The organism is Pigmentiphaga humi (assembly GCF_900606115.1).
Lineage (GTDB): Bacteria > Pseudomonadota > Gammaproteobacteria > Burkholderiales > Burkholderiaceae_B > Pigmentiphaga > Pigmentiphaga humi.
In genome coordinates, this window is sequence record NZ_UWPJ01000029.1 from 30,799 (window position 1) to 42,877 (window position 12,079).

Annotated in this window: 10 protein-coding genes; 5 read left to right on the forward strand and 5 right to left on the reverse strand. The window is 66.6% G+C overall.

All coding sequences use genetic code 11. From position 1 onward, the window contains the following. Positions 1 to 10: 10 nt before the first annotated feature. Genes PIGHUM_RS18880 through PIGHUM_RS18890 form a run of 3 tightly spaced genes read right to left on the reverse strand, consistent with a single transcriptional unit; the run spans position 11 to position 2,957 of the window. The gene (locus PIGHUM_RS18880; RefSeq protein ID WP_124081266.1) at positions 11 to 982 is read right to left on the reverse strand and encodes a Bug family tripartite tricarboxylate transporter substrate binding protein; all 972 of its coding nucleotides are present in this window, start codon (positions 980 to 982) and stop codon (positions 11 to 13) included. Positions 983 to 1,027: 45 nt separating this feature from the next. Next, complete coding sequence (locus PIGHUM_RS18885; RefSeq protein ID WP_124081267.1) at positions 1,028 to 1,909, reverse strand: ABC transporter substrate-binding protein; 882 nt, start codon at positions 1,907 to 1,909, stop codon at positions 1,028 to 1,030. Positions 1,910 to 1,967: 58 nt separating this feature from the next. After that, positions 1,968 to 2,957, reverse strand: coding sequence for a tripartite tricarboxylate transporter substrate binding protein (locus tag PIGHUM_RS18890; RefSeq protein ID WP_124081268.1), 990 nt, complete (start codon positions 2,955 to 2,957; stop codon positions 1,968 to 1,970). A gap of 399 nt (positions 2,958 to 3,356) precedes the next feature. Here PIGHUM_RS18890 and PIGHUM_RS18895 point away from each other — a divergent pair, with 399 nt between their 5' ends. Together PIGHUM_RS18895 and PIGHUM_RS18900 are read left to right on the forward strand one after the other, a co-directional pair. Beyond that, a complete protein-coding gene (locus tag PIGHUM_RS18895) occupies positions 3,357 to 4,517 on the forward strand; it encodes an alpha-hydroxy acid oxidase (protein WP_246013345.1) in 1,161 nt (386 codons plus the stop codon). A gap of 53 nt (positions 4,518 to 4,570) precedes the next feature. After that, on the forward strand, positions 4,571 to 5,560 hold the full coding sequence (locus tag PIGHUM_RS18900; protein WP_160142353.1) for a Bug family tripartite tricarboxylate transporter substrate binding protein: 990 nt from the start codon (positions 4,571 to 4,573) through the stop codon (positions 5,558 to 5,560). 33 nt (positions 5,561 to 5,593) lie between these two features. On the opposite strand, the gene PIGHUM_RS18905 is transcribed toward PIGHUM_RS18900, so the two are convergent. After that, positions 5,594 to 6,499, reverse strand: a complete 906-nt coding sequence (locus PIGHUM_RS18905; RefSeq protein WP_124081270.1) for a LysR substrate-binding domain-containing protein — start codon at positions 6,497 to 6,499, stop codon at positions 5,594 to 5,596. Between the two features lie 81 nt (positions 6,500 to 6,580). Further along, a complete protein-coding gene (locus PIGHUM_RS18910) occupies positions 6,581 to 7,498 on the reverse strand; it encodes a LysR family transcriptional regulator (protein WP_124081271.1) in 918 nt (305 codons plus the stop codon). A gap of 161 nt (positions 7,499 to 7,659) precedes the next feature. Here PIGHUM_RS18910 and PIGHUM_RS18915 point away from each other — a divergent pair, with 161 nt between their 5' ends. From PIGHUM_RS18915 to PIGHUM_RS18925, 3 genes are all read left to right on the forward strand, one after another. Next, entirely contained in the window at positions 7,660 to 9,531 is a 1,872-nt protein-coding gene (locus PIGHUM_RS18915; protein ID WP_124081272.1) for an assimilatory sulfite reductase (NADPH) flavoprotein subunit, read from the forward strand. Between the two features lie 7 nt (positions 9,532 to 9,538). After that, the gene (gene cysI, locus PIGHUM_RS18920) at positions 9,539 to 11,332 is read left to right on the forward strand and encodes an assimilatory sulfite reductase (NADPH) hemoprotein subunit (protein WP_124081273.1); all 1,794 of its coding nucleotides are present in this window, start codon (positions 9,539 to 9,541) and stop codon (positions 11,330 to 11,332) included. A gap of 82 nt (positions 11,333 to 11,414) precedes the next feature. Continuing rightward, a complete protein-coding gene (locus PIGHUM_RS18925; RefSeq protein ID WP_124081274.1) occupies positions 11,415 to 12,056 on the forward strand; it encodes a peroxiredoxin in 642 nt (213 codons plus the stop codon). Positions 12,057 to 12,079 lie beyond the last annotated feature (23 nt).

Genomic DNA, 12,079 nt, shown 5'->3' on the forward strand with positions numbered 1-12,079 from the left:
GGTGGCAGCCTCAGTTGTCCTTCAGGTTCAGCGCTTTGACGACGGGGCCCCATCGGGCGATGTCCTCGGCGACGTAGCGGGTGAATTCGGCTTGTCCTATTCCCGATGTGGTCAGTCCCACGTCGGCGAAACGCTTGCGGATGTCGGGCTGGCGCATGGCCGTCGTCGCTTCGCGTTCCAGATGGCTGCAGATGCTCGCCGGCGTATCGGCCGGAGCCGAAATCCCCGACCAGACTTCGCCTTCCACGCCCGGTACGATTTCCGCGAGCGTCGGCGTGTCGGGATATTCCTCCAGCCGGCGCTTGGACGCGACCGCCAGCAGGCGGATCTTGCCTTCTTTCATGTTGCTCTCGGCGACGGGCAGCCCGGTCAGTATGGCGTCCACGTTGCCCGCGAGCAGGCCGATCAGCGCGGGGCCCGTCCCGCGGTAAGGCACGTGCAGCATCGAGACCCCCGCTTTCTCCCGCAATAGTTCGCCGGTGAGGTGGCCGATCGAACCGACGCCTGCGGACGCGTAGGTGAGCTGGTTCGCCTTGGTGCCGGCCAGGTCCAGGAATTCGCGCATGGTTTTGGCGGGGTGGTCGGCGCGCACGAACACGGCGTTGGCAAACGTGCCAAGCAGGGCGATGTGCTTGAAATCGCGCATCGGATCATAGGGGGCGCTGGCCGCGAGCATGGGGCCGATCGTCATGGGAGAGGGATTCGACAGCAGGAGGGTGTAGCCGTCGGGGTCGGCGCGGCTGACCAGCGAGCCGGCAATGCGCCCGCTGGCGCCCCCTTTATAGTCGACCACCACCGATTGGCCCAGCCGTTCGGTCAGCAGCGGCCCCACCATGCGGGCGACGGCATCGCTGCCGCCTCCCGGAGCGAACGGAACGACCAGGCGCACCGGCCGGCTGGGGTAGGGCGCAGGGGCGCCGGAGGCGGCCATGGGGGCGAGGGCCAGGATGGCGCTGCTTCGGAGGAAATCGCGTCTTGACATGGAACCGTTCCGAAAAATGGAGCCGGCGGGCGGTGCCCGCCGCGCTCATTGAGGAAGGAAACGCAAATCTGTGATGGCGCCCGTGTCGAGCGGGACGTCGAAAGCGCCCAGGCGGCGCTGCATCTCGATCGCCAGCGCCAGGCCGTCGAAGTCGATGGCGCCGTCGTACCGGTAGCCCGGCGCCTCGCGGGCGACGGAACGCTTGACGACGGATGGCTCGACGCCGTAGCGGCCGCCGGCGAACTCCGCGAACTCGTCCGGATGGTCGCGGGCGTATTCGTAGCTGCGCGTAGAGGCGCGCAGAACCGCCCGGACCGTGCCCGGCTCCGCGGCGATGAAGTCGCGGTTCGCAACGATCACGCTCCACTGCATGCCTGGGCAGAATTCGGGTTCCGTAAGCGCCTGCATGATGCGGAACGCCTTGCGGTGCTCGCCGATCGAGGCAGTGGGCTCCGAGAGCACCGCGGCCTGCAGCTCGTCGCGCTCGACCAGATCGATGACCTGCGGGTAGTCGCTGCCCAGCCCAACGATGTCCGCCTTGTCGGCCATGCCGTGCCGGCGCAGCAGCAATTGGGTGAACCAATAGCTGCAACTGCCGCGGGACAGGACGCCGATCCGCTTGCCGGCAAGGTCTTCCCATGACCGAATGTCGCTGCGTGCCACGAAGTATTGCAGCGCGCGTTGGCGTATGCCGCTTCCCACGATCAGGAAGTTGGCGCCGCGCGCCAGCGCCGTGGTGGCGGGCGGCGAGCCCATTTCCCCGATCTGCAGCGCGCCGGAACTGTACTTGGCTGCGATCTCGGGTCCGCCGTAGGTCACCTCGACATTCAGGTGCAGGCCTTCGTCGCGGAAGAAGCCCTTGGCAACGCCCATTTGTATGTGGGTGCCGCCCTTGTCTTGCGGCATCCCGTAGGTCAGATGTCTCATGCTGGCGTAATGTTTCCTGGTGGATTCCGTGGTCTCCGGGCATGGCGGCCCGGCGGCTTTATTTCGATGCGGCCGGCGTCTTCGCGTAGAAGTCGCGGTCGCGCCGGAAAGTCTCTGCGAACTGTGCCGGCGTAGAGCCGACCGGCAATATGCCCATGGAGCCGAGTTGCCGGGCGATCGCGGGGTCGCGCGCCGCGGCGGCGGTTTCTTCGGCCAGCACGTCGAGAATGGCCTGCGGCGTGCCTGCCGGGGCGATCAGGCCATTCCAGGAGGTGATGTCGAAGCCGGGGAACAGCTCGGCCACCGCCGGGCGTCCCGGCAGCGTCGGCATGCGCTGCGCGCTGGAGGTCGCCAGGAGCTTGATGCGGCTGCTGTTCATATTGGGAATGAGCTCCGACGCGTTGCCGAAGTACATCTGGACTTCGCCGCTCATCAGCGCGTTGAGTGCGGGCGCGCCGCTCTTGTAGGGTACGTGCAGCATTTGCAGTCCGGCGCGCTCGGCCAGGGCGGCCGACGCCAGGTGCGAGATGCCGCCGTGGCCGCTGGATCCATACGACACCTTGCCTGGATGCTTCTTGACGTAGTCGATGAACTCTTCGAGGGTATTGGCCTCGATCGCCGAGTTGATGCCGATTACGAACGGACCCGCTCCAAAGATGCTGATCAGCGCGAAATCCTTGGCCGGGTCGTAGTTCACCGGCTGGATAAGCGGCGCGATGATCATCGGCGCGGCGGCGGCGAACATCAGCGTATAGCCGTCGGGCTTGGCGCGGGCCACGGCAGTCGCGCCGATGGCGCCGCTCGCGCCGCCGCGGTTGTCGACCACGAAGGACTGCCCCATGCGCTGCGTCAGCCTGCCGGCGAGCAGGCGCGCCATGCCGTCGGTATTGCCCCCGGGCGCGTAAGGGACCACGATGGTGACCGAGCGCGTCGGCCACTCCGCCGGCGCCGCTTGAGCCGCACATGCCGCCGCGGCGGCGATTCCCATGGCCGCGCGCGCCAGGGCCCGGATGGTTTTGCGTCTGCCGATGTTCGAATTCCTTTCCATGGTGCCCCCCGCTCAGCACGAATGATCAAACTCTCTGCACGGGACACATGCTGGCGGGTAGAAGCATCTTTGGGAAGTAATTTATTCTCCTGAGTTCATGAGTTTTCTGCATCAAGTCGGCCGCTCTTTTCCCAGGGGGCAGCCGTACAAAATGTTGGACTGACCGGCCGAAAAAGTCGCTTTCGCGCTCCGGCTCCTCTCACCGAGAATCTCGGTGCCCGGCGAGGAGCGGAATGGCCGTCTCACCGCTTGCGGGCGTATCAGCCTCGCCGAAGACATGCCCGTTTTTGCGGGAGGCGCTACTCGAGACGACTGTTGAACGCGACGCCATCCGACTCCCGGGGTGAAACCCCACTCGAAGTGCAACCGCTGGATTCGGCCAGGCGTTATGCCCGCCGGCTGCGCGGCAAGCTGTCGCTCGCGGATTTCGAACATGCCGCGCGCCGCCACCTGCCCCACCCGATTTTCTCGTACATCCACGGCGGAGTCGAAGACAACCATTCGCTGCACGCGAATCTCGCCGCGTTTCGGGAATACGAGTTCATCCCCCGTGTGCTCAACGACGTATCGGCCCGCCACACGGGCACCGAATTGCTCGGCCTGGCCTGCGATGCGCCTTTCGGAATCGGCCCCATGGGCATCAGCGCGCTGGCGGCCTACGACGGCGACCGGGTCCTGGCCCGGGCGGCGCGGCTGGCGCGCATTCCCATGGTCTTGAGCGGCGCGTCGTTGACCCGCATGGAAGACGTGGCGGCCGAAGCGCCGGGCTACGCGTGGTTCCAGGCTTACCTGCCCGGGAACGACGCGCAGGCCGGCAGGATGGTGGGGCGCGCCGAGGCCGCGGGTTTCCGGACATTGGTGCTCACCGTGGATACCTCCGCCCGCGCCAACCGGGAAAACAACGTGCGGGCGGGCTTTTCGACACCGCTGCGGCCCGGGCCCCGGCTGGCGTGGCAGGGATTGACGCACCCCCGCTGGCTGGCCGGCACGTTCGTGCGCACCCTGATGACTCTCGGTCTGCCCCGCTTCGAGAATACGGCCAACGAGGTAGCCGTGCCGGTCGTCTCGCGCAAGGCGGCCCGGCAGTTCAACCGCGACAACCTGAGCTGGTCCCACGTGGCGCTGATCAGGCGCCTGTGGCCAGGCCGGCTGGTGCTGAAAGGCATCCTGTCCCCCCACGACGCCCGCATCGCTGCCGAACACGGCGTGGACGGCATCGTCGTTTCCAACCACGGCGGACGCCAGCTGGACGGGGCGGTGGCGCCCCTGCGCATGCTGCCGGCCGTCGCGGCCGCGGCGGGCGGCATGGCGGTGATGTTCGACGGCGGCGTACGGCGGGGCGGCGATGTGCTGAAAGCGCTGGCGCTGGGGGCCGATTTCGTGTTCGTCGCCCGGCCCTTCCTGTACGCCGCTGCGGTGGCCGGAGAACCCGGCGTGGCGCATGCCATTGCGCTGTTGAAAGAAGAAGTGCGACGCAACATGGCCTCGCTGGGCATTCGAACCATAGGCGAGGCCGGCCGCGAACTGCTGATCCATCAGCGCGCGGATCCCCAGGGCTGAGGATGCCTGCAGGCATCCCCCGACCATTTCCAAGACCAACGAACGGAGGAAACATGCAGCGCGGACGACGCAATGCGGTGAAGACATTTCTTGCGGGCTCCCTGCTGCCCGCGGTTTACACGGGGCCGCTTCTGGCTGCGGCCTATCCCGAACGGCCGGTGCGGGTCATCGCGCCCTATGCGCCCGGCGGCACGACCGATTTCATCACCCGCCTGATTGCCCAGAATCTCCAGGAGGAACTCGGCCAAAGCTTCGTCGTGGAGAACAAGCCGGGCGCCGGGGGCAACATAGGCAGCAACTTCGTGGTCAACGCCAGGCCGGACGGCTATACCCTGCTGGCGGGTTCGCTGTCGACGTTTGCGCTCAATGCCGCCGTCTACCAGAACCTGGGGCACGATCCGCTGACCGATCTCGTGCCCGTGGCGGTCACGACGGTCGTCCCGCTGGTGCTCGTGGCCTCGCCCAAGCTCAAGGTCAAGGATCTGAAAGGCCTGGTGGCATTGCTCAAATCCCATCCCGGGCTATACAACTACGGCTCCTCGGGCAGCGGGACATCGAGCCATATCGCTTTCGAGCTCTTCCTCGAACAGACCGGGACCCAAGTCGTCCATGTGCCCTACAAGGGAGTTTCGCAAGCCCTGGTCGATCTGCTCGCCGGGAATATCTCGCTGTTGTTCGCGTCTCCCAGCGTCGTGCTGGAGTATCTGAAAGACGGCCGCCTCGTCGCTCTCGCCGCGATCTCGCCCAATCGTCTCAAGGCGCTGCCCAACGTTCCGACGGCGGCCGAGGCGGGCTTCCCCGATTTCGACGCTTATTCATGGAACTGCCTGTTCGCGCCCAAGGGCACCCCGGCCGCGGCTACCGATACACTGTTCGCGGCCGTCCAGCGCATTCTCGGCAAACCTGCCGTGATCAAGCAGTTGGAAGAGCAGGGCATGCTGCCCATGCTGGCCAAGAACCGTGAGGAAACCGTGCGCTATACGCGTGCCGAGTTCGCGCGCTGGGTGCCCTTCGTGAAGAAGATGAACATCCGGTTGGACTGACCTGCGATCATGCCTCGGCCGGTTCATGCGCGCTCATGATCCGGCCGGTGCATCCGGGCGCTGCGGCACATTGGCCAGCAGCCATTCCCGGAACGTATTCAAGGCCCGCGAAGAGGGCCGGGTGGCGGAGCGCGCGAGGTAATAACCGCCCGCGATGGTATGGACATGGCTGAAGGGCGCGACCAGCACCCCCGCGCTGATGTAGTGCTCGACCAGCACACGCACGCCGAGCGCCACCCCGGCGCCCTGGATGGCGGCCTCGAAAGCCATCGCCGAGCTCTCGAATTTATGCCCTTTGTGGCCGTCCACATGTTCCATCCCCGCGCCCCGCAGCCAGTCGCTCCAGCCCGAGGGGCGCGACAGCGAATGCAGCAGCTTCAATCTCGACAGGTCGGCCTGACGTCCCGGCTGCTGGCGCAGCAAGGCCGGGCTCATGACCGGCAGCAGTTCGATGGGCGTCAGGAAATCCACCGCCAGGCCGGGATCCCCGGGAACGCCGGAGTAAATGACGGCGTCGAGATTCTGCTGTTCGAAGTCGACCAGGCCCGACGACGCGGACAGGCGCACGTCGATGTCGGCATGCTGGGCCTGGAAGTCGGACAGCTTGCGGATCAGCCAGCATTGCGCGAATGTGCTGTATGCCTGGATAGCCAGTATTTCCGGGCGCCTGCGCCGGTCCACCTGGGCCGTGGCGGCAGCCATGTCGTCCAGCGCCTTGCTGATGGCCGGATATAGCCGGGCGCCCGCTTCGGTCAACTGGATGGCCTGGGCCTGCCGCACGAACAGATCCTGTCCCAGGTACTGCTCCAGGACGCGGACCTGGCGGCTGATCGCGGCCTGGGTGACGTTGAGTTCTTCCCCCGCGGCGGTAAAGCTCATAAGACGTGCGGCAGCCTCGAACGACCGCATCGGATTGAGCGGAGCGAGCACGCGTTTCATGATGGGAAGAAAGCGCAAGTGGCAAGGCAGGTAAGGGCTGAGCGACGCTGCATGTTCGTTTCACAGAAGGTTGGGCTTGGACTACTGAAACTCCGGGTCGGCGATCCTCGCACCGTATTCCTCGCCCGGTTCCACTTCGATCGAGGCGTTCCCGCCTATCCGCGCCGCGACCGCATGGAGTCCTTCGCGGGCACGCGCCAGGACGGCCCCCTGATTCTGGGCCGCATAGACGACGCTGGCCGAATGGGAGAACTCCGGCGCGCCCTGCACGGGGAAAAGCGCCCCGCGCTTCACGAAAGGGGCTACGGTGCCCGCGCGGAAGTAGCCCGCGCCGCCGACCTCGAGTACGTAGGTCAGCGCCAGCGGCCCCAGCGATAGCGCCACCGGAGGGTTGGGAAGGTCGGGGAACGCCGACTGGAAGTTGACCCAGAAGCCGGCGCCCCAGTCGACGTGGACGTACCGATGCGGATCGAAACTGCCGTCGGCATTGCTCGTCACCAGCACCAGCTTTTCTTCCAGCAGGAGTTCGCAGACCAGCCCGGGACGCGGCGCCGGGTTGTAGAGCATGGCCATGTCGAGCGACCCGTCGTCGATGCGCTCGAGCAGCCGCTGCGGCGGCTCGACCTCCGCGCGCAGCGCGACTTCCGGGCAGCGATGGTGCATCCAGACCAGCCACTCGGAGAGAAACGGGCGCCAGATCGCGGGCTCGGCGCCCACGCTGATGCCGTCCTCGCGTCCCGGCGGCAGGGCGACGTGCTGGCGCGCCCGCTCCCAGCCCTGGACCAGGCTGGCCGCATGGCGTACGAAACGCAGGCCGGCCGGCGTCAGGCGCACGCCTGCCCGCTTGTTGCGGGTGAACAGCGGCCTGCCCAACTGCTGCTCGAGCGTGCGCACGCGCGCGCTGACGGCGGTCTGGGTGACGTGCAGGCGTTCCGCGGCCGCCATGAAGCTGCCGCTGGACACGATCTCGAGGAACGTGCGCGCTGTTTCAATATCCATAAGTAATATGCAAATATCTGCTAGTTGTTAGCAATTTTTTTGCTGATAAGCCGAATAATAATTCGTTTGTCTCGATTTCCATACCGATTCACTATTGAAGTCATCCGAACCCTGCGCCGGGTCGATGTGCCCTGAAGCACCGCCCGGCTCGACTTCCCATTGTGAATCCATCGAAATTTCAGGGGCCTGCGCTGAGCGACGCGCAATGGGCCCAAGTCCAGGCATTGACCGATGCCCTGGACGGCGAACAGCTTTCCTGGCTCAGCGGCTTTCTGGCCGGTGTCGTCCACGGCCGCAAGCCGGGGCAGGGTCTGCTTGCGGCAGCATCGCCCGTGGCTGCGCATCCCGCCGCTGCGGCGGTGCCGGCGGCGAGCGCCTCCGGCCAGTCCAGGCGCATGACGGTGTTGTTCGGAACCGAAACCGGCAACAGCGCCGCCGTGGCGCGCACCCTGGCCGAGCGGCTGGGCGAGCGGGGATTCGACGTCCAGTTGGCCGACATGGCCGATTTCAAGCCGAAGCAGCTGGGCGAAGCCCAGGATCTGCTGATCGTCGCCAGCACCTACGGCGACGGCGATCCGCCGCAGCCCGCGGTGTCATTCTTCGAGTTCCTGGAGGGGCGCAAGGCTCCGCGCCTGGAAGGATCGCGCTATGCGGTGCTGGCGCTCGGCGACTCCACCTACGAGCAATTCTGCGCCGCCGGCCGGCGCCTGGACGAACGGCTGGCCGGATTGGGCGCCGAATCGCTGCTGCCGCGTGTCGATTGCGACGTCGATTACGAGGATGCCGCTTCGAACTGGATCGACGCCTTGCTGGAGAAGCTGGGCCCGGATGCCGATGCCGGGCAGGCTCAGCCGGTCTCCGGGCCGGCCCAGTATGACGGGCCGGGTCCGGCGGCGCCGGCGGGCTCCCACGACAAGCGCAACCCCTTTCGCGCGCGCGTACTGGAAAACATCGTGCTGACGGGGCGCGGCTCTTCGAAAGAAGTCCGCCACGTCGAGTTGTCGCTGGAAGGTTCGGGATTGCGCCACGAGCCCGGCGATGCGCTCGGCTTGCTGCCGCGCAACGACCCGGCGCTGGTGCAGGCTTTGCTCGACCAGGCCGGGGTGCCGCGGGATGCCGCCGTCGCGCTGAAAGGGCGGGATCTCGCCATCGGCCAGGCGCTGACGGCCGAGCTGGACATCGTCAACGTCACGCCGCGCTTTCTCGAGCAATGGGCCAGGCTTGCGGAATCGGAGCAACTGAAGGATTTGTCGCAACCCGCCAACGCACACGAACGCGCGGCTTTTTCCCATACCCATCACATCATCGACGTGATGAGGAAGTACCCGGTCAAAGGCGTGGATGCGGCCGCGCTGATCGCGGCCCTGCGCCCTTTGCAGCCGCGCCTGTATTCCATCGCGTCGAGCGCCGCCGCGCTGCCCGGCGAAGTCCACCTCACTATCGCCAAGGTGGACTATGAACTGTTCGGCGAGCCGCGCCAGGGCGTGATGTCCGGCTTCGTGGCCGGGCATGGCCGGCCCGATGCCGAGATACCGGTCTACGTCCAGCCTTCGCTGCATTTTCGCCTGCCCGCCGACGATGCGCCGATTCTGATGATCGGGGCGGGCACGGGCGTCGCGCCTTACCGGGCCTTCCTCCAGGAGCGCGAAGCGCGCGGCGCTGCGGGCCGCTCATGGCTGTTCTTCGGCGAGCGCCGTTTCCGCACCGACTTTCTTTACCAGACGGAATGGCAGGGCTGGCTCAAGGACGGCGTGCTCGATCGCATGGACGTCGCCTTCTCGCGCGATGCCGCGCATGGAGCTGAGAAGACTTACGTCTGGCATCGGCTCCAGGAGCGCGGGTACGAGGTCTACGACTGGCTGGAGCAGGGCGCGCACGTGTACGTCTGCGGCGACGCCGCGCAGATGGCGCCGGACGTTCACCGCACCCTGGCCGAGATCGTCGTCCGGCATGGCGGCCGCGATATCGACGATGCGCACGCCTATCTGCGCGACATGCAGCAAGCCCACCGATATCAACGAGACGTTTATTGAAAGCGGTATGAAACCCAGAACCACCATTCCCATCGTCCCCGATCGCAGCCGCGACATCAGCCAGCCGCTGGAAAAGCTGAGCGCCGACGAAAGGCTGAAAGCCGGCAGCGACCAGTTGCGCGGCACGATCGCCGAAAGCCTGATGGACCGCATCACGGGCGCGGTCGCGGAGAGCGACGCCAAGCTCATGAAGTTCCACGGCATCTACCAGCAGGACGACCGCGACCTGCGCGCCGAGCGCCGCCATCAGAAGCTGGAGCCCGCCTATCAGTTCATGGTGCGCGTGCGCATGCCGGGCGGCGTCTGCACGGCGGCGCAATGGCTCAAGCTCGACGAACTGGCGCGGGCGCACGGCGGCGATTCGCTGCGCATCACCACGCGCGGCACGATCCAGTTCCATTGGATTCTCAAGCACGCGCTGCGATCGACCCTGCAGGGCCTGCACGAGGTGCTGCTGGACACCATCGCGGCCTGCGGCGACGACGCGCGCGGCGTGGTGTGCTCGGTCAACCCTGGGCTGTCGGGCCTGCACCGGCAGGTCCACGCCCTGGCCAGGCAGGCCAGCGACCACGTCATTCCGAGGATGCGCGCCTACCACGAGATCTGGTACGGCGAGGCGCGCATCGCCGGCTCCGAACCCGAAGAGCCGTTCTACGGCAATACCTATCTGCCGCGCAAATTCAAGATCGGCTTCGTCATTCCGCCGTGCAATGACATCGACGTCTATGCGCAGGACCTGGGCTTCATCGCCATCGTCAAGGACGGAAAGCTGCTGGGCTTCAACGTCGCCATCGGCGGCGGCATGGGCAACACGGACCGCGACGCGACCACCTGGCCGCGCCTGGCCGACGTCATCGGCTTCGCCGCTCCAGAGCAGGTCATCGCGGTTTGCGACGCGGTCATGGGCGTGCAGCGCGACCACGGCGACCGGAAGAACCGCGCCCACGCGCGCTTCAAGTACACCATCGACGATCACGGCCTGGACTGGATCAAGGCCGAGATCGAGCGCCGCCTGGGCTACGCGCTGAAACCGCCGCGCCGCTACGCGTTCACGACCAACGGCGACGCCCCGGGGTGGCAGCGCGACGAAGAAGGGCGCTGGCACGTCACCTTGCTCATTCCCGCCGGCCGCGTGACCAACAGCGCCGACGCGCCGTGGCTCGATGGGTTGCGGGCAATCGCGCGCGTCCATCGCGGCACGCTGCGCCTGACTACCAACCAGAACCTGGTGATCTCCGGCATCGAGCCGGACGACCGGCCCGCCATCGAGCGTCTGCTCGAATCGCACGGCCTGCTCAAATGGCAAAAGGCCGGCGCGCTGCGGCGCAGCGCCATAGCATGCGTGGCCTTGCCCACCTGTGGACTGGCCATGGCGGAGAGCGAGCGCTACCTGCCGGCACTGCTGGATCGGTTGGAGCCCCTGCTCGACCGCTACGGGCTGGCGCAGGCGCCGATCACGCTGCGCATCAGCGGCTGCCCGAACGGATGCTCGCGCCCCTACATCGCAGAAATCGCGCTCACCGGAAGAGCCATCGGCCGGTACAACCTGTATCTCGGCGGCGGGTTCCACGGCGAGCGGCTGGCGCGGCTCTACCTCGAGAACGCGCCCGAGGACAGCATCGTCGCTGCGCTGGACGAAGTGCTCGGCCACTACGCCGCGGACCGGCAGCCGGACGAACACCTGGGCGATTTCGTCGTCCGCGCCGGATACGTCACGCCGGTGCGGGACGGGCCCGACTTCAACACACCCAACGAGCGCCGCGCCGAACGGGCGGACCTCGAATCGGTCCCGGCCGGCTAGCGACGGACACGGACAGGGGAGCGCACGGCGCGATCCACAGCCAACCCGCCCGGCAACGGGCATCACTTGATGGAGTACATCGATGAGCACCCTATTTCTGGGCGATACCGCCCCCGACTTCCAGCAGGACTCGTCCATCGGCCCGATCCGCTTCCATGAATGGGCGGGCGATTCCTGGGTCATCCTCTTTTCGCACCCGGCCGACTACACCCCCGTGTGCACCACGGAACTCGGGCTGACCGGAAAGCTCCAGAAAGAATTCGAGCAGCGCAACGTCAAGGCGATCGCCCTTTCGGTCGACGACGCCGAGTCGCACCGCGGCTGGATCAAGGACATCGAAGCCACGCAGAACACGGTCGTGGGCTTCCCCATCATCGCCGACAAAGACCGCAAGGTGGCCGGGCTGTACGGCATGATCCATCCCAACCAGTCCAATACCGTGACCGTGCGCACCGTGTTCATCATCGACCCGCAGAAGAAGCTGCGCCTGACGCTGACCTATCCGCTCAGCATCGGCCGCAATTTCAACGAAATCCTGCGCGCTGTCGATGCGCTGCAGGCCAGCGATGCCTACGGCATCGCCACCCCGGGCAACTGGCAGCCGGGCGACGAGGTCGTCATCCCGCTCACGGTGCAGGACGAAGCGGAAATCCGCGAGAAATTTCCCAAGGGGTATCGCGCCGAGCGGCCGTATCTGCGCCTCACGCCGCATCCTGGGCGTTGAGCCGGGAAGGGGGGCCGGGGGAG